Source organism: Cobetia sp. QF-1 (assembly GCF_002213105.1).
Lineage (GTDB): Bacteria > Pseudomonadota > Gammaproteobacteria > Pseudomonadales > Halomonadaceae > Cobetia > Cobetia crustatorum.
Genome location: NZ_NBVS01000003.1, coordinates 424,561 through 445,140, shown reverse-complemented (window position 1 = coordinate 445,140; position 20,580 = coordinate 424,561). Strand labels below are relative to the sequence as shown.

Annotated in this window: 15 protein-coding genes; 10 read left to right on the top strand and 5 right to left on the bottom strand. The window is 59.9% G+C overall.

Annotated elements, in window-relative coordinates:
• Positions 1-133 precede the first annotated feature (133 nt).
• On the top strand, positions 134-868 hold the full coding sequence (locus CFN46_RS08360) for a fumarylacetoacetate hydrolase family protein (RefSeq protein WP_024952854.1): 735 nt from the start codon (positions 134-136) through the stop codon (positions 866-868).
• Between the two features lie 167 nt (positions 869-1,035).
• Here the strand turns inward: CFN46_RS08360 and speA are convergent, their stop codons facing one another.
• The 3 genes from speA to CFN46_RS08345 all read right to left on the bottom strand — a co-directional run bounded on the left by speA (position 1,036) and on the right by CFN46_RS08345 (position 4,583).
• Positions 1,036-2,934: a biosynthetic arginine decarboxylase gene (gene speA, locus CFN46_RS08355; protein WP_088743219.1), complete on the bottom strand. Its 1,899-nt coding sequence runs from the start codon at positions 2,932-2,934 to the stop codon at positions 1,036-1,038.
• 194 nt (positions 2,935-3,128) lie between these two features.
• On the bottom strand, positions 3,129-4,091 hold the full coding sequence (locus CFN46_RS08350) for a homoserine kinase (protein ID WP_088743218.1): 963 nt from the start codon (positions 4,089-4,091) through the stop codon (positions 3,129-3,131).
• Between the two features lie 162 nt (positions 4,092-4,253).
• Entirely contained in the window at positions 4,254-4,583 is a 330-nt protein-coding gene (locus tag CFN46_RS08345; RefSeq protein WP_024952856.1) for a DUF2782 domain-containing protein, read from the bottom strand.
• Positions 4,584-4,828: 245 nt separating this feature from the next.
• Here CFN46_RS08345 and polA point away from each other — a divergent pair, with 245 nt between their 5' ends.
• The 7 genes from polA (at position 4,829) to CFN46_RS08310 (ending at position 15,033) form a co-directional block, all read left to right on the top strand.
• Positions 4,829-7,714 carry a DNA polymerase I gene (gene polA / locus CFN46_RS08340; RefSeq protein WP_088743217.1) on the top strand — a complete coding sequence of 962 codons (2,886 nt, stop codon included), beginning with the start codon at positions 4,829-4,831 and terminating at the stop codon, positions 7,712-7,714.
• Between the two features lie 82 nt (positions 7,715-7,796).
• Entirely contained in the window at positions 7,797-8,849 is a 1,053-nt protein-coding gene (locus CFN46_RS08335; RefSeq protein ID WP_088743216.1) for an HNH endonuclease, read from the top strand.
• A gap of 315 nt (positions 8,850-9,164) precedes the next feature.
• Positions 9,165-10,655, top strand: a complete 1,491-nt coding sequence (locus tag CFN46_RS08330) for a sigma-54-dependent Fis family transcriptional regulator (protein ID WP_254918433.1) — start codon at positions 9,165-9,167, stop codon at positions 10,653-10,655.
• A 447-nt stretch (positions 10,656-11,102) separates the two neighbouring features.
• On the top strand, positions 11,103-12,269 hold the full coding sequence (locus tag CFN46_RS08325) for a TRAP transporter substrate-binding protein (protein ID WP_246116448.1): 1,167 nt from the start codon (positions 11,103-11,105) through the stop codon (positions 12,267-12,269).
• A complete protein-coding gene (locus tag CFN46_RS08320; RefSeq protein WP_088743215.1) occupies positions 12,266-12,991 on the top strand; it encodes a TRAP transporter small permease subunit in 726 nt (241 codons plus the stop codon). Before CFN46_RS08325 ends, CFN46_RS08320 begins: the two co-directional genes overlap by 4 nt.
• Entirely contained in the window at positions 12,981-14,330 is a 1,350-nt protein-coding gene (locus CFN46_RS08315; RefSeq protein ID WP_088743214.1) for a TRAP transporter large permease subunit, read from the top strand. The genes CFN46_RS08320 and CFN46_RS08315 overlap by 11 nt, the downstream gene beginning before the upstream one ends.
• A 61-nt stretch (positions 14,331-14,391) precedes the next feature.
• The gene (locus CFN46_RS08310; protein ID WP_246116447.1) at positions 14,392-15,033 is read left to right on the top strand and encodes a hypothetical protein; all 642 of its coding nucleotides are present in this window, start codon (positions 14,392-14,394) and stop codon (positions 15,031-15,033) included.
• Positions 15,034-15,277: 244 nt separating this feature from the next.
• Here CFN46_RS08310 and CFN46_RS08305 read toward each other — a convergent pair whose 3' ends face one another.
• Complete coding sequence (locus tag CFN46_RS08305) at positions 15,278-15,976, bottom strand: TetR/AcrR family transcriptional regulator (protein WP_024952792.1); 699 nt, start codon at positions 15,974-15,976, stop codon at positions 15,278-15,280.
• A 290-nt stretch (positions 15,977-16,266) separates the two neighbouring features.
• On the opposite strand from CFN46_RS08305, the gene CFN46_RS08300 reads away from it, so the two are divergent.
• Entirely contained in the window at positions 16,267-17,388 is a 1,122-nt protein-coding gene (locus tag CFN46_RS08300) for an HlyD family secretion protein (protein ID WP_024952793.1), read from the top strand.
• A gap of 29 nt (positions 17,389-17,417) precedes the next feature.
• A complete protein-coding gene (locus tag CFN46_RS08295) occupies positions 17,418-18,977 on the top strand; it encodes a DHA2 family efflux MFS transporter permease subunit (protein ID WP_024952794.1) in 1,560 nt (519 codons plus the stop codon).
• A 144-nt stretch (positions 18,978-19,121) separates the two neighbouring features.
• Here CFN46_RS08295 and CFN46_RS08290 read toward each other — a convergent pair whose 3' ends face one another.
• Positions 19,122-20,534 carry a 4Fe-4S binding protein gene (locus tag CFN46_RS08290; RefSeq protein ID WP_088743255.1) on the bottom strand — a complete coding sequence of 471 codons (1,413 nt, stop codon included), beginning with the start codon at positions 20,532-20,534 and terminating at the stop codon, positions 19,122-19,124.
• Positions 20,535-20,580: the final 46 nt, after the last annotated feature.

The following is a 20,580-nucleotide window of genomic DNA, read 5'->3' as shown; positions in this document are numbered from 1 at the left end:
GATTTGATGAACCCAAGGTTCCACCAAGGCAACGAAATCTCTGACGATAGTGTTGTAGTGAACGACAGCAGAGGCGGCGTAAGATTGAACGCCTTCAATACGCTGTATCTTCACTATCCGACAGGAGCCCTGCATGCCACTTGCCCAGCGTTTCACACCACGTTTCAGTGATGGCCGTGTCTTTGCCCATGATTTGGGCAAGGCGGTGTGTGTCGGACGCAACTATGCTGCGCATGCTGCAGAGCTAGGCAATGAAGTGCCCAGCGAGCCGCTACTGTTTATCAAGCCGGCGACCAGCGTGGTAGCACTGGACAAGCCACTGACGCTGTCGCATCGCCGTGGTCAGTACCATTACGAAGCTGAACTGGCGCTGCTGATCGGCAAGCCACTCTGTGAGGCCAGCGAAGAGGAAGCGCTGGAGGCACTGGCGGGCATGGGGCTGGCGCTGGACCTGACCCTGCGTGAGCGTCAAAGCAAGCTCAAGGCCAAGGGTCAGCCGTGGGAACTGGCCAAGGCCTTCGATGGCAGCTGTCCGCTTTCGGCCTTCGTGCCGCTGGAAGGGCCGCGCTGGCGAGACGCTGATGGCACCCTGCATGATGTCGATTTTCAGGCGCTCAATTATCGCTTCTCGATTGATGGAGAGCAGCGGCAGGTCGCGGAGACTCGTCTGATGCTGTTCCCCGTGGCACGTCTACTCAGCGAGATCAGCCACAGCTTCACGCTGCTGCCGGGTGATGTCGTGCTGACGGGCACACCGGAAGGCGTCGGTGAGCTGAATCCGGAGCAGTCGCTGGCACTGGCACTGGATGCGCCGGACGGCAGCGGTGAACTGCTGCGCATCGAGACGACGACGCGAAGCGTAGCGTGATCGCGCTAGCGCATATTTGACGAGGTGCGTTTGATTGGGCATGTCTGACGAAGCGTGATCTGACAAGGCATTCGTCCTGCACAAAAAAAGCCCCTGCCGGTGATCCAGCAGGGGCTTTTGGCGTTTTTAGCGGCGAAAGGTCAGCGCCGAAAAATCAGTAGTGTCGCTCAGGTCTCGAGGTAGGTGTAGCCATCGAGACCTGCCTTGAGGTCTTCCAGCAAATCAGCCTGTTCCAATGCATTCAGGCTAGAGGCCTTGAGCTGACGCGCCAGGCGCGCCGCCAGATTGTCAGGGTCAAAGTTCACGTAACGCAGTACCTGAGCGACGCTGTCACCTTGAATGGCATGCGAGAGCTGCCACTGGCCATCTTCGCCCAGGCTTGCATCCACGGAATCGGTATCACCGAACAGGTTGTGCAGATCACCGAGAATTTCCTGATACGCCCCGACCATGAAGAAGCCCAGCAGCTTTTCTTCATCGTCATTCCATTCTGGCAGCGGCAGGGTCGCATCGAGGCCCTGATCATCCACATAGGTGTCGATACGGCCATCGCTGTCACAGGTGATGTCCTGAATCACGCCACGGCGCGTCGGCGCACGATTCAGCCCCGTCAGCGGCAGAATCGGGAAAATCTGCGCGATGCCCCAGATGTCCGGCAGCGACTGGAACAGCGAGAAGTTGACGAACAGCTTGTCGGCCAGCTTCTCGTTCAGCTCATCCAGTACCGCACGGTGTGAGCGTTGGCGCGCATCAAGGCGCGTGGATAGGCTGCGACACACGTTGGTGTAGATGGCCTCGGCCTCGGCGCGAATGGCGATGCTGGCCAGCCCCATCACGAAGCGTTCCTGCACCTGCTTCTGGGCATGCACCACGGCGTGGTAGATCTCGACCAATTCACGTGGTTCCAGCGCGCCATCGAGGCGACCGGCCTGTGCCCAGAGTGCCGCGATCTGCAGATCATCCTCGCGACGTACCGGCAGCGGAAGGTCGACACGCTCTTCACCGATCACGTCCGTCACCAGCACGGCGTGATGTGCCGTCAGTGCGCGGCCGGATTCAGAGATGATGTGCGGGTGCGGCAGGTCATGCGCTTCGCAGACGGCGTGGAAGGCGCCAACCACATAGTCGGCGTATTCACGCATGGAATAGTTGAGCGAGCAGGCGCTTTCCGAGCGTGTGCCTTCGTAGTCGACGCCCAGGCCGCCGCCAACATCGACGATTTCCACGCCGGCACCGGCCTCATGCAGCCCCTGATAGAAGCGAGCACATTCCGCCAGGCCACGCTGGATATCGCTGATATCGGCGATCTGGGAACCGAGATGGAAGTGGACCAGCTTGAGGCAGTCGAGTGCATCGACTTCACGCAGACGCTCGACCAGCGCGACGATCTGGCTGGCGGTCAGGCCGAACTTGGATTTCTCGCCGCCGGTATTCTGCCAGTTGCCCTTGCCGATGGTCGCCAGGCGCGCGCGCAGACCGATGCGCGGGCGCAAGCCAAGGCGCTTGGCCTCTTCCAGCACCAGTTCAAGCTCGCTGGCCTTCTCGACCACTAGATGCACGCGATGACCGAGCTTCTCGCCCATCAGCGCCAGACGCACGTACTCGCGGTCCTTGTAGCCGTTGCAGACGATGACCGACGGGCCATTGTCCGACAGCGCCAGCACGGCCAGCAATTCCGGCTTGCTACCGGCTTCCAGACCGACGCGCCCGCGTGAGCGCTCGTTGGTCGCCAGCAGCTCTTCGACGACGCGACGCTGTTGATTGACCTTGATCGGGTAGACCGCGGTGTAGCTGGAGCCATAGCCGCGTGACTCAATGGCGGCATCGAAGGCGGCACACAGCTGCTCGACGCGGTCATGCAGAATGTCGGCAAAGCGAATCAGTAGCGGCAGGCGCAGGCCTTGTTCGCGCGCCTTGTCGACCAGCGAAATCAGCGACAACGCGGGAGTGCCCGGCTCGCCCTGTGGGCGCACCAGCGTCAGGCCATCCTGACCCACGTCGAAATAGCCGCTGCCCCATTGGTCAATGTTATAGGTGCGGCGTGCTTCGGCTGCAAAGGAGGTCATCGCGGTCTCCGGAGATGGACGGCGTGAAGGCAAGCCCGGTGGTCTGGCATCAGCTCACTAGTATCAGCTAAGCGGCATCAGCTCAGTGGCACCGGAGAAGACAAGTACGCCCGCACGGGATGCGGGCGCTCAGGGGGCGCATTATGCCTGCTGACAGCCTGCAGGCAATCGCTTTAGCGCATGATGCGTATTCTTCAGGCGGGCAGCGTCGCTTCAGGTAGCGGCAGCGCGCCTTCTTCGATACGACGGCCCAGCAACTGACGATATTGTGTCGGGTCTTTCGGCGTCAGGCTGTGCGCGGGCGGATCGACATACACCACCAGCAGACGCGACAACCAATAGCGCAGTGCGGTCATGCGCAGCATGCTCGGCCACAGGCGGCGCTCATCAGCGTTCATCGGACGCTCAGCGAGATAGGCGCCGAGCAGAGCGTCATAACGCGCGCTATCCAGGCGGCCATCGTCGTGCGAACACCAGTCGTTGACCACGATCGACAGATCGAAGATCAGATCACCGGTACAGCCGTTATAGAAGTCGATGATACCGCCGAGGCGATCACCATCGAACAGCGTGTTGTCGCGGAACAGATCACCATGCAATACGCCCTGCGGGAGATCGACACCGCTGAAAGCGTCTTCACAGATATCGATCTCGTCGGCCATCAGTGTCTGATCGCTCGGCGTCAGATACGCCAGCACCTTGTGGTGCATCGGCTTGATCCAGTTGAGATCACGAGTATTGGGGCGCTGGCCAGTGAAGTGTTGCGAGACGGCATGCATGCGACCCAACGCGGCCCCAATCTCGGCGCACTGCGTGGTGTTGGGCGCGACAGGCCACTGGCCCGGCATCCGCGGAAACAGCAACGCAGGCTTGCCCGCCAGTGACTTGAGCGCCTGGCCGTCGTGGTCATGCAGCGGGCCGGGCACGGGCAGCTTGTGATTGGCGAGAAAATCGAGCAACTCGACGAAGAAGGGCAGCTCATCGTGCTCGCCCTGCTCGAACAGCGTCAGCACCATTTCACGGCGGTCGGTCGTGACGAAGAAGGTCGAGTTTTCGGTGCCATGCGCGACATCCTCAAGGGAGGTCAGCGTGCCTGCATCGTACTCTGCCAGAAACTGTGCGACCTGATCGTGGCTCAGGGGGGTAAAGACTGCCATCTGTGACTCTCGCCGAATGTGCCTGTCCCGCCGCTGCCCTGCACGTCATGACTGTGCCGTTCGCGGAGAGAATTATTGTGGGGATGCAGAGGTGAGGCTGCGCTGAATGTCAGGCCGCCGAGAGGCAGGCCTGACATCAAACGTATTGCTGACTGGAGCTTATCATTTTTTACGCGCCCAGCCCGGCACCTGCAGCTGGCCGGCGTCTTTCACGCCGGACTTGATGAAATTGCCGTTGCCATCACTGTCGAGCAGGAAGAAGGGCGCGCCTTCCCTGGGAATGACCTCGATCGCGAACAGATGGCCGTTGACGCGATATTCGCGCAGCGTGCGGTCATCCTGCTGGCGGCTGGTGACCTGCGGCTTGGGTGCGTCACTCTCGGCCACGGCCAATGGTGCGCTCAGGCTGGTGACCGCCACCAGCAGGCTGGCGGCCAGCAGGCGAGGCAGTGTCAAGGTACAACGCGGGGCGGAAGATGCAATCGTGCGCATGGCATATCTCCTGAGCGCAACGTTCTGTGCGCTGACGTGCAGATGGGTAGCCGGCCTGTCGTCTGGTGATCAGGCGCTCCCGTTGGGAGCAGTTTACGTCGCCCGTCTCTCGACTGCACTAGCCCGCCTGCGTGTCGTTGATCGTGGATGGCGGCTGGGCGTGTCGTCAGCCCTTGCGTATCATGAGCGCATTGCCGCCGGCGTTTGCCCCGGCCCCACCTTTCAGCCTACGGATGCGACTGCTCATGGCCGCCACGCCGATCGTTCTCGTCGATGGATCTTCCTATCTCTATCGCGCCTTTCACGCCCTGCCGCCGCTGACCACCTCCAAAGGGCTGCCGACCGGCGCCGTGAAGGGGGTGATCAACATGCTCAAGAGCCTGATTCGCCAGTACCCGGATAGCCCCATGGCGGTCGTGTTCGATGCCAAGGGCAAGACCTTCCGCGATGACATGTACGCCGAGTACAAGGCGCAGCGCCCACCGATGCCGGATGACCTGCGTCTGCAGATTGAACCGTTGCATGCCTGCGTGCGCGCCCTCGGCCTGCCGCTGCTGTGTGTCACGGGTGTCGAGGCGGATGACGTCATTGGCACTCTGGCGCGCTTGGCGACTGAAGCGGGGCGTGACGCCGTCATCTCTACCGGCGACAAGGACATGGCGCAGCTGGTGAATGAGCACATCACGCTGGTCAACACCATGAAGAACGAGACGCTGGACGTAGACGGCGTCACCGAGAAGTTCGGCATTCCGCCGAATCTGATCATCGATTTCCTCGCGCTGATGGGTGACAAGGTCGACAACATTCCCGGCGTACCGGGTGTGGGCGAGAAGACCGCACTGGGCCTGCTGCAAGGCATGGAAGGCGGACTTGATACCATCTATGGCGATCTGGATCGCATCAAGACGCTCAGCTTCCGTGGCGCCAAGACACTGGCCAAGAAGATGGAAGCGCATCGCGATGAAGCCTATCTCTCCTATCGTCTCGCCACCATCAAGCTGGATTGCGAGCTGGAACACGGCCTGGATGATCTCGCGATTGCCGCGCCGGACACCGCCGCGCTGGTCGAGCTATATAAAGAGATGGAATTCAGAGCGTGGCTGAAGGAGCTGCTGGAGGGTGGTGACATGGCCGCCACGCCGCACGCCGACGAGAAGGACAGCGGTGTGGCCGCGACAGACCTGTTCGGCGATAGCATCGCGCCGGTCGCTGCCCCCGCAACTGACAAGGACAAGGCCGCTGCTGCCCCAGCGCCTGTCATCGAGAGTGACGGCGCACACGACGACATGACGCCTGACGTGCTGCCGCCGCGTGAAGCGCGCAACTATCGCGCCATCACCACACAGGCCGAGCTGGATGAGTGGCTGACGCGTGTGCGTGCCAGCACCTCGCTGTGTTTCGATCTCGAAACCACCAGTCTCAACTACATGGAAGCCGATATCGTCGGCATCGGCATGGCGCTGGAGATAGGCGAGGCCGTCTATATTCCGGTCGCGCACAGCTATCTGGATGCCCCCGCACAGCTGGACCGCAAGGCGGTACTGGCGGCGCTGACGCCGATTCTGGCAGACCCCGCCATCACCAAGGTTGGCCAGAACCTCAAGTACGATATCGAGGTGCTGGCGCGCTACGATATTCCCGTCTCTGGCCCACTGGCCGACACCATGTTGATGTCCTACGTGCTCAACTCCACGGTGACACGTCACGACATGGATTCGCTGGCGCTCAAGTATCTGGGTGAAACGACCATCAGCTTCACCGATATCGCGGGCAAGGGCGCCAAGCAGCTGACCTTTGATCAGATCGCGCTGGAAGAGGCGATGCCCTATGCCTGTGAAGATGTCGATATCACCCTGCGTCTGGCGGCGCTGCTGGGGCCACAGGTCGCCAGAACCGGCCGACTGGAAGAGGTGCTCCAACAGCTCGAATTCCCGCTGATTCCGGTGCTGGCACGTATCGAGCGCAACGGTGTCGCGATTGACCCGGAGCGGCTGCACATCCAGACGCGTGAGCTGATCGAGCAGATTCATACGGCCGAGAAAGAAGCCTTTGCGCTGGCGGGTCGTGAGTTCAATCTCGCCTCGCCCAAGCAGCTGGGCGAAATTCTCTTCGAGGAGCAGAAGCTGCCGGTCAAGAAGAAGACGCCCAAGGGCGCGCCGTCGACGGCTGAAGCGGTGCTGGAAGAGCTGGCGCTGGATTTCCCGCTGCCCAAGATCATCATGCGCCATCGCGGTATGACCAAGCTCAAGAGCACCTATACCGACAAGCTGCCGCAGCTGGTCAATCCGGTCACGCGTCGTCTGCACACCAGCTATCACCAGGCGGTGACCGCGACGGGCCGTCTGTCATCGTCTGATCCGAATCTGCAGAACATTCCGGTGCGCAGCGAAGAGGGGCGGCGTATTCGTCAGGCCTTCATCGCACGCCCCGGCTATCGCATCGTCGCGGCGGATTACTCGCAGATCGAGCTGCGCATCATGGCGCACCTCTCGGGCGACAAAGGGCTGCTGTCGGCCTTCGCTGAGAATCGCGATGTGCACGCTGCCACGGCGGCGGAAGTCTTCGGTGTCGATGAGGCGCGTGTCAGCACGGACCAGCGCCGCAGTGCCAAGGCGATCAACTTCGGGCTGATCTACGGCATGTCGTCGTGGGGGCTGTCGCGTCAGCTCAATATTGAGCCGGGCAAGGCCAAGACCTATATCGAACGCTACTTCGATCGCTATCCGGGCGTTGCGACCTATATGGAAGACACGCGCCGTCTTGCCGCTGATCAAGGCTATGTCGAAACCATCTTCGGGCGTCGCCTCTATCTGCCGGAAATCGGCTCGCGCAATCACGCGCGCCGCAGTGCTGCTGAGCGCACCGCCATCAACGCCCCGATGCAAGGCAGCGCCGCTGACATCATCAAGCGCGCCATGATCGACGTCGATGCCTGGCTGGCGGACAGCAACTCAGGCTACGACACCATGATGGTCATGCAGGTACACGATGAACTCGTCTTCGAAGTCGCCGACGCGCAAGTCGACGCCTTCATGAAAGACGTCGCCCAACGCATGCAAGACGCCGCCGCCCTCGATGTCCCGCTGCTTGTCGAAGTCGAACAAGGCGACAACTGGGAAGAAGCGCATTAATTAAAATCGCTGTTATAATAGAATTTGAAAGGGGCTCTCAGTTAATGAGGGCCTCTTTTTAGTACGTGTGGAGCAAGGCTCGATGGATTCATTTGATGTGAAGGGGGGGGAGGGGATGCTCAACTGTATTTATTGTCCCGATGAGTTTTTTGTACAAGGGAAAGGATCTAAAGAACATGCCATACTTTCTTCGATTGGAGGGAGGAAAATATCTAGGAATATATGCTGTGTAAAGTGTAATGCTAGGCTTGGAAATGAGATCGATGAGCATGTTAGTGAAGGGTTGAAATTCCTTTCTACACTTTGTGGTATCACGACTGGCAGGGGGAGGCCTGCAGCAGCAATAAACAATGCTGGTTGCCATAATGATCTTCCGTTCTCGCTCAAATCTGGTGGTGAAATAGTAGTATCGCAATCTAAGATAAGCGTTTGTAGCGAAAGTGAAACTATTAATATATCTATACAGGCTAAAGATATCGGCAGCGCTGAAAAATTATTTTCTCATCAGTTAAAAAGGTTCGGTAAGAAGGAAGAGGAAATTTCTAACTACCAAGTTACTACTCATAAGGAGTATATAAAACCGGTAGAGATGAGTGTTAGTATGGAATCAGGCGAGCATAAAAGGTCAGTGGCTAAAATGGCACTTACCTATACGGCAACTCTTATTTCACCTGATCGACTTAGATCTGGAATATTTTACGATATCATTGACTATATAAATAATGGTAGTGGTAAAATTAGCCTGGTATATTTTTATCCAAATAGTACCCCGGGCAATGTTGAGCTGCCTGTAACTAGCCATAAGGTTGTAATTATTGCTTCTTCAGAAAAGAAAAAGGCTGTTGGGTTTATAGAGTTATTCGGAGGGATCCGGTTTATAATTTTGCTGTCTGATAGCTGGAATGGTGGGGATATATATAAAGTTCATGTTGTGGATGGTCGCAGTGGGAAGCAGTCTAACTACTGTTTCTCTAAGGATAAGGTTAATAGTAATGTGTTCGCCGAAATGTCAGAAATTTCCGAAGAAGATATTTGTATTATGTTTAACTCTGTAATTAGTTGTGCGCTAATCAAGCAAGTAGAGATAACTGAAGATAAGATTATTCGAGATGAAACTGAGAGGTTTAAACTCTAGTGCAGGGGATTAGATAATGCTAGCAAGCATAAAAGTATACTTAAAGGAAAGATAGAGGTGGCGATTGGTAATAGCAGGGGACGAAAGAATAAAGTAAAAATAATATAGAATTTATTGAGTATATAGCTACTTTTTGTATCTACGACCACTGGCTACGTTGATCCTTGGCGGCGGTAGGCCGATGCTGTAGGTGGTGTCCGGTTTTCCGGACGCTGGCCGCGGAATGGCGCGGCACACAACAATCAGATCCGGCGGGTGTTGGTGGCGGCATGACGGCTACCCACGATGATCGGACACGCCAAGGGAGAGCGGAAGATGGCTCAGCAGATGCCAGTGTCAGGCGGTGCAGTAGTGGTGACGCCGATGCGTCACGAGGTGCCTGCGTCGTCGATTCTTCTGGAGAGTGCACGTCGAGAGCTGTTGAAGGCGGCGATGAATGCAGTGGAGGAGTGGGTGGTGGTGGTAGATGCCCACGGCTGCATCCAGTTTCTCAATGCGCCTTACGCTGAATTTCTCGGCGTCGATGCTGAGGCGGTATTGGGACGTGATGCCCGTGAGGTGATCGAGAACACGCGCATGCATGAGGTGCTGGAGAGCGGACGGGCAGAGCTTGCCCAGCTGCAGTTGATTCGTGGCCATCACATGATCGCCCATCGCTACCCCATCCTGCGTGATGGCGAGGTCATCGGTGTCATCGGCTCAGTGATCTATCACGATACCTGGGAATGGCGGCAGGTGAATGCGCAGGTGCAGGCGCTTGAGGCGGAGGTGGATTACTACCGTCAGGCGTTGGAAACCACCACCGGCGCCCGCTGGAAGCTGAGCGACATCATCGGTGAGTCCTCCGCGATGCGTGAGTTGGCCGCACGCGTGCGCAAAATTGCCCCCGGCGGCGCGTCCGTGCTGATTCGCGGCGAATCCGGCACCGGCAAGGAGCTTTACGCCCACTCGCTGCATCGTGCCTCGGCACGCGCGGAAGGGCCTTTCATCAAGCTCAACTGCGCGGCGATTCCCGAGGCACTGTTGGAGGCCGAACTGTTCGGTTATGAGGAGGGCGCCTTCACCGGTGCACGGCGTGGCGGCAAGCCCGGCAAGTTCCAGCTCGCAGATGGCGGCACGCTATTTCTCGATGAGGTCGGCGACATGCCGCTGGCGATGCAGGCCAAGCTGTTGCGTGTTCTGCAAGACCGTGAAGTCGAGGCTGTCGGCGCGACGCGCCTGGTGACGGTGGATGTACGCGTGATCGCCGCGACCCACCGTCCGTTGGAGGCGTTGGTCGAGAGTGGCGAATTCCGCGAAGACCTCTTCTATCGCATCAACGTGGTACCGCTGGTGATTCCGCCGCTGCGCGAACGCCGTGAAGATCTGCCCGGTCTGGCAGCGCATCTACTGGAACGTCTCGCTCGGCGCAGTGGCCGTCGCCCGCCCGTGTTGTCGCCTGCCGCGCTGGAGCGACTGTGCGCCCACCACTGGCCCGGCAACGTGCGCGAGCTGGAAAATGTGCTCGAAGCAGCCTTCTATCTCGGCGGCAGTCATATCCAGCCGACAGACCTGCCGGACGCTATCGGCACACGGCGTAGTGAGATATCCACCCCCCCTTTGGATTCCGCCGCGCACTGTACGTCAGCGATTACCCTTGATACGCCAGTGACGACGGGCCCACTACGCGAGGCAATGGCACACGCTGAGCATCAGTTGATCGAGAAAGCATTGTGCGCTTGTGGCGGCAACCGTACCCAGGCGGCACGTCAGCTGGGTATCGCCAAGTCATCACTGTACGAGAAGCTCGCTCGGCATGGTTTGTAGGCCGTCAGATCAGGAGAATGACATAGAACGTCCGGAAATCCGGAAATGGTCCGGATTTCCGGACGTTTTTGAGAAATCACTCTGTCATCGCGCTGCATCCCCCATCAGCCGTGACTCTTGCAAGAGTCATGGCTGACCAAAAGGTATTTGCTGCGGTTATCGATCCGCGACCTTGGTGGCGGTTTGGCGCTAAAAAACATGCGAGGCGTCCGGTTATCCGGACGCCTCGCATGTTTTTTAGCAGACGAAGTCGAGTGACATGAAGAGAATGCCTGACGATGTGGGTGTAGATGGCTGAAATTATTGATGTTCTAGTGTTGTGGTCAGTGACTTGCGTTACACAAGGGCAAGTTGACGTAAGCGTAAGCTATGCAAGTGGCAGCATGTTTCATCAGTACGCCTGACCAGCACCACTGGGCAGTAAAACAATAATCAGGGAGCCGTCCCATGCCGCATCAAGCCATGCCTCATCAATCTGAGCATCTGCAGTCGTCCACTACCGTCACTTCCGCTGAAAGCCCTGCACCGCGTCGCCTGCGCCTCGGTACTGCCATTGCAGCTGCCGTGGCCGCCACGACGCTGATGGTTGCGGTACCGGCGCAAGCCGAAGGCCCGAAGAAGCTCGATGTGGCCAGTACCTTCTCGACCAAGAACTTCCTTGGCGCGGGTGCCGTGCGTCTCGCCGAAGAACTCAAGACCGCCACCGGCGGTGCCGTCAGCCTGCGCGTCCATGAACCGGGCGATCTGGTACCGGCATTCGAGGTCTTCAACTCCGTATCCTCCGGTGCCATACAGGCGGGTTGGGACTGGATGGGCTACTGGGCAGGCACGGTACCGATCACCAACCTCTATGGCGCACTGCCGTTCGGCCCGAGTCCGGAAGCCTTCATGTCGTGGATGTGGGCCGGTGAAGGCACCGAACTGGTCCAGGCCGCCTATGACCCCTACGGCGTAAAAGTGCTGCCGTGCTTCATCTCTCCACAGGAGACGGGCGGTTGGTACAACAAGGAAATCAATACGCCGGAAGACTTCAATGGCCTTTCCATGCGCATCTCTGGTCTCGGTGCCAAGGTGCTCAACAAGCTGGGCGCTTCCACTCAGCTGGTACCGGGTAGCGAGATCTATCTGGCGCTGGAACGTGGCCGTGTCGATGCCACCGAGTTCTCGGTGCCGCAGGTCGATCAGGCGATGGGCTTCAATGAAGTCGCCAAGTATTACTATTTCCCGGGCTGGCATCAGAGCGCGAGCTGGTTCTCGCTGCTGGTCAATCAAGAGGTGTGGGACAGCTACAGCGATGAGCGCAAGGCACAGTTCCAGACTGCTTGTCGCGCGACGCTGCAGTGGGCGATGGCAGAAGCCCCGCCGGCACAGGTCAAGGCAATTCACGAGCTTGAGGCCAAGGGCGTTCAGGTCAAGCGCTTCCCTGAGCCGGTGATGACCGCGCTGCAGAAGGCGTGGGCTGAAGTGTTGGAAGAAGAGAAGAAGACCAATCCGGACTTCGCCAAGGCCTACGATTCGCTGATGAAGCACGCGGCGCTGATTGACGAGTGGTACAAGCTGCAGGCCATGCCGCAGCCGATGGCCATGAAAGCTGATGAGGACGCCTCACAATGACCGACCCCCGCCTTGCGCCCTGGCGGGCAAAGGGCGGGGCGGTGTGTGATGCCCTGGGTCGACCGCTGGTCGGCCTGGGGCTGTGGGTGGGTCGCCTGACCAGCTGGTTGGGTCTGGCGATCATCCTGGCCGTGCTCACCACCGTCACGCTCAACGCCCTGGGCATCAATGAAATCGCCAACTGGGGGTCGCCGGATGTGCTGCTGTTCGGCACGGCGATCACCATCAATTCCGTCACCGAGTTGCAATGGCACCTGTTCGGTATCCTGACGCTCTTCGGTGGCACCTACGCCCTGCACAGCGATACGCATGTGCGGGTCGATCTGTTCTATCAGCGGCTCTCGCCGCGTGGACGTGCCGTGGTCGATATTATCGGTCACCTCATCATGCTGATTCCCTTCTGTCTGCTGATCGCCTGGCTGTCGAAGCACTTCGTCAACATGTCCTACGTGTCTGGCGAGAAGTCCAACTACGGCGGACTGGTGGATCGTTACCTGATCAAGGCGATGCTGCCGACGGGGTTGGTCTTCCTCGCCCTCGGCGCGCTAGGGCAGATCTTCGAGAATCTGGCCTGCCTGTTTGACCCGGCCCGTGTGCCGGAACGTCTGAAAGATCATGAGATTGCCAGTCTGACCGGCCTTGCCCCTCAGGCGGCAGGCGCGTCGACTGACGCCGCGGCCCCCCACGACTCTGCCCACGGGAGCCATGATAATGCTCGCTGAATACGCTCTGCCCATCACGATGGTGGTGGCGCTGCTTGTTGGTATCTTCTCCGGCTATCCTGTCGCCTTCCTGCTTGGCGGGTTAGGCATCGTGTTTGCCTTCCTCGGCGATATACCCGTGGCATTTCTTGGCACCGTCGGGTCGCGCATCTTCGGCGGGGTGATCGAGAACTGGCTGTTGATCGCGATCCCGTTATTCGTGTTCATGGGGCTGATGCTTGAGAGCTCCGGCGTGGCGCGCAACCTGCTGATGACGCTGCAACGTCTGTTTGGTCGTGTGCATGGTGGGCTAGCCGTATCAGTGGCGCTGCTGGGCGTGGTGATGGCAGCCAGTACCGGCATCATCGGTGCATCCGTGGTCATGCTGGGCTTGCTGGCGCTGCCCGTGATGCTGGGACAGGGCTACAAGCCTGAGATGGCCTGTGGCGTGATTGCCGCGTCCGGCACGCTGGGGATTCTGATTCCACCCTCGATCATGTTGGTGCTGATGGGCTCCATCCTGCAGATTTCGGTCGGCGCGCTGTTCAAGGCGGCACTGGTGCCTGGTTTGCTGCTCGGCGCGCTGTATGTCGCTTATCTACTGATTACCGCCAAGCTTCATCCGGAGTGGGCGCCACTGCCAGACCAGAAGTTGCTGGGCACTGACAAGACACCGCTGCCGCTGGCGCTGCTGCGGGATCTGTTCGGCCCGATGGTGTTGATCGTCGCCGTACTGGGCTCAATCATGACCGGTATCGCTACACCGACTGAGGCTGCGGCCATCGGCGCGGGCGGAAGCTTGCTGTTGGCGTTGGTGATGGGCGGGCTGTCTTTCCCGACGCTGCGCAATACGCTACGTGACACGTCACGCACCAGCGCGATGATCCTGTTCGTCGTCATCGGCGCGACCTGTTTCTCGGTGGTCTTCAAGCGCCTCGGCGGCGATTACCTGATCGAGGATGTCATTACCGGCACTGGCCTGGGCCCCTACGGCCTGTTGCTGCTGCTGATGGGGCTGATCTTCGTGCTCGGCTTCTTCCTCGAGTGGATCGAGATCAGCTTCGTGGTGCTGCCGTTGGTCGCACCGGTCGTCGAGGCGCTGGACTTCGGTTTCGGGCTGTCGGGGCAGGGCTTGTTAGTATGGTTCGCCATTCTGGTCGCCATCAATTTGCAGACGAGCTTCCTGACGCCACCGTTTGGCTATGCATTGTTTTACCTCAAGGGCATCACTGCGGGTCAGATCTCCATCGGCACCATCTACCGCTCGATTCTACCGTTCGTGGGCCTGCAGCTGGCGGGGCTGACGCTGTGCATCGTATTCCCATCGCTGGTGCTGTGGTTGCCGGGTTTGATGCCGTGAGCCTGACTGAGCGCTAGTGCCAGAAAGCAAGTGCATGGCTGCCGACAGGGAAGCGGTGGCCATGCCTGATGCATCAGGAGCAATCACTGGGGCTATCACCAAGGAGAAAGTGATGCTGCCACGACGCAGGGTACTGATTGCGGGACAGGATGAATGGCTGGAAGCCATGGCGCGGACCTTTCTCGAGGAAGGCGCCATCATCGCCCTGATGGGGACTGGCCGTCAGGACCTGAACCGCGTGCTGGACGCATTGGGTGGTGAGCAGGACGACCGCTTCGGCCGCGTGGTGGGCGAGGGCTGTTTCGAGGCACTGGTGTCGCGCCTCGGGCGGCTCGATGTGCTGGTCTGCATGCCGCCATCGGCAGGGCCGGGACAGACGCTGGAAGAGTGTCTCGTTCAGCAGGTGGCAGGCCCAGGAGCACTGCTGCAGGCGGCTTGTGCGCGCATGTTGCGTCACGGCGGTCGGGTGCTGGCGGTAGCGCCACCCTTTGGTGACAAGCGTGATAGCCAGAGTGCAGCCATGGTTCAGGCAGCACTGGGTGAGCTGATTCAGCGGCTGGCCGCTCGCTCACCGGACAAGGTACGCGCCAATCTGCTGTGCCCACAGGACAGTGGTCCTGCCGCTGTCGCGGAATGTGCGCGATTTCTGGCAGGAGGAGCAGGGCGCTCACTCAATGGCCAGGTGCTGCGCTTGAGTGAGTAGTGCTGCGCTCCTGCACGATTCCCGCTTCACTCCTGCCTCAGTTTCATTCTCTCTGCTCAACGACGCTTGCCTCTCCTGATGCCCTCCCTTGTCAGGCGCCGCCATCGTTCGCTCTCAATTGGCGCCGACACTGGCCGCTCTCAATTGGCGCCGACACTGGCCGCTCTCAATTGGCGCCGACACTGGCCGCTCTCAATTGGCGCCGACACTGGCCGCTCTCAATTGGCTCCGACACCGGCCGCTCTCAATTGGCCCCGAAACCGGCCACAAAGACACGCACGCAGCGTTGTACATGCGGTCGGTGGATTTCCATGCTGTCAGTGCGGTCAGGGCGGCCCAGCAGTGCATCGATATGCAGTGGACTCAGCAACATGCCCATCAGCATGTTGGCGGCGTTCAGCGGCTGCGTTCCTAGCCCACTGGCGGGTAGCGTGCCCTTTTTCACCTGCTGGCTCAGATAGTCGGCGAGCCGTTGGCGCGTGACGTCGGGGCCATTCTCCAGAAACAGGCGGCCCAGTTCGGGCGTACGTCCGCTTTCGAAGGCCAGCCCGCGTAGCAGCCGGATCAAGCGCGGCTGCAGTGCCAGCGACAAGATGGCCATGCCGAAGCGCTCCAGTGCCTGGGCGGGTCTGCTGCCATCGCTGACCTGCTGGTCCATCAGTGCCCACACGGATTTGGCCTCCTGCTGCATGACCGCCAGAAACAGCCCCTCCTTGCTGCCAAAGTTGCGGTAAAGCGTCGCCAGTGAGCCACCGGCATCACGTGCAATGTCGTTGATGCTGGTGGCCGCGAATCCCTGTTCGAGGAAGTGCTCGCGCGCCACGCTCAACTGGCGCTTGCGGCGTGCCTCACCGCGTGGCGAAGCACGCGTGGCTGATGTTGCCGAAGATACTGCTGAAGAAGGTGCTGTCGCTGCAGGAGCGTTAGAGCGTAAGTCGATCATACGAATACCCTGCTGGGGAGTGGAGCGTGCGCATCGCTACAGCATGCAGCTTTTGGGTTGCAGTTACCTGAACGCAAGGGGACGTGGGGTGCAACTGTCAGAGCGCGCAAGTTAACTGTAGTATTTATTACACTTAATGATGATGCAAGACCATCGCTGTACAAGATTCAACAGTGCATGCCGTGACAGCTTAGCGTGTATATCGGTGATCGCATCGCTCTACAGATCCTGTGCGTGCTCCGTTCAGGTCGCGAGACTGACGGCGAGACGGCAGTTAGAGAGGTTTTCCAATGAACAAGGCTGGAAAGGGCATCGTTGCTCTTGTCGTCGTCGCGGGTGTTATCGCCGGTGGAGTCATGGGGCTGGAGTGGTGGCGGGTCGGGCGCTTCATGCAGGAAACTGACAACGCCTACGTGCGTGCCGACAGCGTGCCTGTGCGCGCCGAGACCACGGCGCGTATTACGCGCATGCTGGTGCACGACAATCAGCCGGTGACGGCGGGTCAGCTGCTGGTGGAACTTGATGATGGTGATGCCAAAGCCAATCTGGATCAGGCCAGTGCCCAGCTGGACAACTCGCGCACCGGCGAAGTGCAGGCCGAGCGCCAGTTGACGTTGCAGCAGGCGAAGATCGACGAGGCCAAGGCCGCGTTGGATTCCGCCAAGGCTGAGCGCGATCAGGCGGCACTGCACCTCAAGCGCTCCAAGAGCCTGGAAAGCCGCAGCTACGCCTCGCAGCAATCCTATGAGGATGATCAGGTGACGCTGCGCACCACCGAGGCCAGCGTTGCGCAGAAGCAGGCCGCACTGACGTCTGCCCGCGGACAGCTTGAGGTCTATAAGGCCCAGCTGGATTCGGCGCGCGCCGAGATCGTCTCTGCCGCGGCGGACCTGGCCTATGCCCGCCATCAGCTGAACAAGACGAAGATCATCGCGCCGCAGGATGGCGTGATCGGTAATCGCAGTGCTGAGGTCGGTACCATGGCCAGTGCCTCGCTGACATTGATGCAGCTGGTGCCGGTCGATAGTGCCTACGTGGTGGCCAACTACAAGGAGACCCAGACCGAGCGCATGCGCGTCGGGCAGCCGGTGAGCCTTGAGGTGGATGCGTATCCGGACATCGAGTTCAAAGGTGTGCTCGATAGCCTCGCGCCAGCGACGGGTACCGAGTTCAGTTTGCTGCCAACCGACAACGCGACCGGTAACTTCAACAAGATCGTGCAGCGGGTGCCGGTACGCATTCGCCTGACTGGGCCTGAAGAGGCACTGACGCGCTTGCGGGCAGGGCTTTCGGCGATACCTAGTATCGATACGCGCGAACTGCCGGATAGTGGCACCTATGCGGCGGCTCCTGTTGATTCTCCTGTTACGGCGTCCTCCGTCACCACTGCTAGCGCGACCGGAGCGCAGTAGGCGTGGCTGAGACAAGCGCAGGAACCGGCATGTCAGCCAGCGCACCCAACGATATGCCGTCGCGCGCCCATCAGATCGGCTTTATCGCGGCCGTATTCGGCATGTTCATGGCGATTCTGGATATCCAGATTGTCGCAAGCTCCCTGAATGAGATTCAGGCCGGGCTCTCGGCAAGTCGCGAGCAGGTGTCGTGGATTCAGACCAGCTATCTGATCGCCGAGATCGTGATGATTCCGCTGTCCGGCATGCTGGCGCGTATCTTCTCGACACGTGTGGTGCTGACCGTCTCGGCGCTGGGCTTCACGCTGGCCAGTCTCGGTTGTGCGCTGTCCACCTCGCTTGAGTCATTGATCGTGCTGCGCGCGGTGCAGGGCTTCATGGGCGGTGCGATGATTCCACTGACGCAGGCGGTCAGCTTCTCGATCTTCCCGCGGCGCATGATGGGCAGCATTCAGGCGTTGATCGGGCTGGTGGCGACCATGGCGCCGTCGATCGGGCCGACCGTCGGCGGCTATCTGACCGAATACCTGAGCTGGCACTGGCTGTTTCTGGCTAATCTGGTGCCGGGCATCCTGGTGGCGGGGCTGGTGTGGCGCAATCTGGACATCGATGTTGGCAATCGTGAGCTGCTCAAACGCCTCGATACGCTGGGCCTGACGCTGATGGCCATCTTCCTCGGCAGCCTGGAATATGTGCTCGAGGAAGGCCCCGGTGATGACTGGTTCGCAAGCTCGCTGATTCTTTTCTGGGCGACGATATGCGCGCTGGCGGGAGTAGGATTCTTCTGGCGCGTGTTGACGGCAGATAATCCGATCGTCGATCTGCGCGTGTTCAAGAATCGCAATTTCGGGCTCGGGGCGATCATCGGTTTCTGGGTCGGGGTGGTGCTCTACGGACTGGTCTATCTGGTGCCGTTATTTCTGGGCACCATTCGCGGCTTCTCGAGCCTGCAGATCGGCGAAATCATGTTCGTGACCGGTGCCGCGATGTTTGTGATGGCCCCCGTGGCGGGCAAGCTGTCCGATGTGCTCGATCTGCGCCTGCTGCTGTGTATCGGGCTGGTGCTGACCGGGGTGGGCACCGGCATGAATGTGCATCTGACCTCAGCCTCTGGCTATGACGACTTCTTCTGGCCGCAGCTGATTCGTGGCGTGGGACAGATTCTGGTGCTGCTGTCAGTGTCGCGGCTGGCGCTGGGTACGCTATCGCCGAGCGCCATTGGCAATGGCAGCGGTCTGTTCAACGTGATGCGTAATCTGGGTGGCGCGGTAGGACTGGCATTGATCGATACCCTGCTTGAGATGCGCGAGGACTATCATTGGAATCAGATGATCGGTTCCATCAATCTGGGGCGTCAGGAAGTGGTGGACCAGCTCGCCAGCTATCAGTCAGCCTTCGCAGGACTGGCCGACCCGTGGCGTGCGGGTGTCGAGATGATCTCGCAGCGCATCAGTGTGCAGGCGGAGGTGCTGGCCTTCGATAATCTGTTCCTGTGGCTGGGGGCCGTCTATGTGGTGGGCAGTATCGTGGCGTTTGCCTTCCGCAAGCCTGAGAGTGAGAAGCCTACTGAGGACGGTGGTGCGCACTAGGCAGAGGTAGTGTTGTGCTTGGCTTCGTGCCTGACATTGCTCTCGGCTCTCGGTACTGTTTTCAGTCGCCACAAAAAAGACCCGCCATCATGGCGGGTCTTTTCGTTTCAGCAGGCAGTCTATACGTATCAGGCTATCAAGCGTTTACCAGCCCCAGAACATCAGGTACCACACACCGATTGCCGGCAGGCAAGCCATCGCCACACTGGTGGTGCCGATCAAGCGCGAGGTGCTCCCGCCTCCCAGCTGGCCGCTATTGAGCTGCTCGCCTGTGATGCGCCACGCCAGTCGCAGGCCCCACAGGCAGGCCAGTACCAACAGCGTGGCGCGTAGATCATTGGCCCAGGTCAGGTTGATGCCGTCACCGCGCAACAGCGTCATGGTGGTGGCGGACAAGCCGAGGAAGACGCCAAGTCCGCCCAGCGGGATCAGGCTGAGCGACAGGTGCCACAGGCGCGAGAGAGTCGCCTTGCCGCCCATCAACCAGTTGCCGAGCAGCAGCGGCAGGCTGGTCGCGGCGCCCAACAAGCCGCCCCCCACCACGATCCACAATGTGATCAGGCTGCCGTCGAGCAGGTTGAAGACATCGTTGTGCTCGGGATAGTTGGTCAGAATCCAGGTCGGTAGCGTGGTGGTCAGCGGCCACATCAGGTCGTGCTCGATCAGCCAGAAGGCCAGCAGTTGCTTGATCTGCACGAACCACGGACTGGCGCTCCAGCTGAAGGCGCCGATCGCGATCCCCAGCAGGCCAAACACCAGCACGGAGTAGTGCGTGAAGCGAACCGGCTGCGGCGGCTCGACCAGCTCGGCCCCCGGTGCGCGCCATTCCAGTTGCATGGCGTCCTTGTAGCCGCTGCAACGTCCGCAGGCATGACAGTCACCGGCACTGTCGAGCTGCTTGAGCGGAATCAGCGGCGCGCAGTCCGGTGCCGACATGCGTACTGCATCACCGTTTCTCACGGCTTGATTGTGTGCGGCCCACTGCGCTTGATCAGTACGGAAGTGGGTTGGTGACAGGCGTGCCAACAGATTGAACACGCCATTGACCGGGCACAGCTGACGACACCAGACGCGCGTGCCCTTGCCGTAGATCAGGCCAACGATGATCGCCGCCACGGTTGAGCCCCCCAGTACCACCAGTGCGCCGAGCGGATACTGATAGACACTGGCCAGCTGGCCGTAGAGCGTAGTGCCGAGAAAGGCCACGAAGGGCCAGCCGCCCCAACGCATCCAGTCAGGAATCGGCCGGCCGAGACCAATGCGGCTGGCGGCCTCGGTCAGCGTGCCTTCCGGACAGAAGACGCCGCACCAGACACGGCCCATCAGCACCATGCTAATCAGCACGAAGGGCCACCACAGCCCCCAGAACACGAATTCGGCGAACACCGTCAGGCTGGTCAGGATATGCGCCTGATAGTCCGGCAGTGGTAGCAGGGCGGGCACTACCAGCAGGAAGGCGTAGAGACCGACCACCACCCACTGAATCAACTGGATTAGCCCACGACGCTGCTGCATCGCCTGCCCGAAGCGCGCAATGCGATTCGGGCGTGATGTCATGGAGTCATCCGCTGATTGAATGCCACAGTTGGCCATGGACGCTTTC

What these genes read in the sequence shown, in the direction of transcription:
- CFN46_RS08320 (WP_088743215.1), top strand. Translation starts at nt 12,266, where the DNA reads ATGACCGACCCCCGCCTTGCGCCCTGGCGGGCAAAGGGCGGGGCGGTG.
- speA (WP_088743219.1), bottom strand. Translation starts at nt 2,934, where the DNA reads ATGACCTCCTTTGCAGCCGAAGCACGCCGCACCTATAACATTGACCAA.
- CFN46_RS08290 (WP_088743255.1), bottom strand. Translation starts at nt 20,534, where the DNA reads ATGACATCACGCCCGAATCGCATTGCGCGCTTCGGGCAGGCGATGCAG.
- CFN46_RS08325 (WP_246116448.1), top strand. Translation starts at nt 11,103, where the DNA reads ATGCCGCATCAAGCCATGCCTCATCAATCTGAGCATCTGCAGTCGTCC.
- polA (WP_088743217.1), top strand. Translation starts at nt 4,829, where the DNA reads ATGGCCGCCACGCCGATCGTTCTCGTCGATGGATCTTCCTATCTCTAT.
- CFN46_RS08315 (WP_088743214.1), top strand. Translation starts at nt 12,981, where the DNA reads ATGCTCGCTGAATACGCTCTGCCCATCACGATGGTGGTGGCGCTGCTT.
- CFN46_RS08360 (WP_024952854.1), top strand. Translation starts at nt 134, where the DNA reads ATGCCACTTGCCCAGCGTTTCACACCACGTTTCAGTGATGGCCGTGTC.
- CFN46_RS08300 (WP_024952793.1), top strand. Translation starts at nt 16,267, where the DNA reads ATGAACAAGGCTGGAAAGGGCATCGTTGCTCTTGTCGTCGTCGCGGGT.
- CFN46_RS08345 (WP_024952856.1), bottom strand. Translation starts at nt 4,583, where the DNA reads ATGCGCACGATTGCATCTTCCGCCCCGCGTTGTACCTTGACACTGCCT.
- CFN46_RS08350 (WP_088743218.1), bottom strand. Translation starts at nt 4,091, where the DNA reads ATGGCAGTCTTTACCCCCCTGAGCCACGATCAGGTCGCACAGTTTCTG.
- CFN46_RS08310 (WP_246116447.1), top strand. Translation starts at nt 14,392, where the DNA reads ATGCCTGATGCATCAGGAGCAATCACTGGGGCTATCACCAAGGAGAAA.
- CFN46_RS08305 (WP_024952792.1), bottom strand. Translation starts at nt 15,976, where the DNA reads ATGATCGACTTACGCTCTAACGCTCCTGCAGCGACAGCACCTTCTTCA.
- CFN46_RS08295 (WP_024952794.1), top strand. Translation starts at nt 17,418, where the DNA reads ATGTCAGCCAGCGCACCCAACGATATGCCGTCGCGCGCCCATCAGATC.
- CFN46_RS08335 (WP_088743216.1), top strand. Translation starts at nt 7,797, where the DNA reads ATGGATTCATTTGATGTGAAGGGGGGGGAGGGGATGCTCAACTGTATT.
- CFN46_RS08330 (WP_254918433.1), top strand. Translation starts at nt 9,165, where the DNA reads ATGGCTCAGCAGATGCCAGTGTCAGGCGGTGCAGTAGTGGTGACGCCG.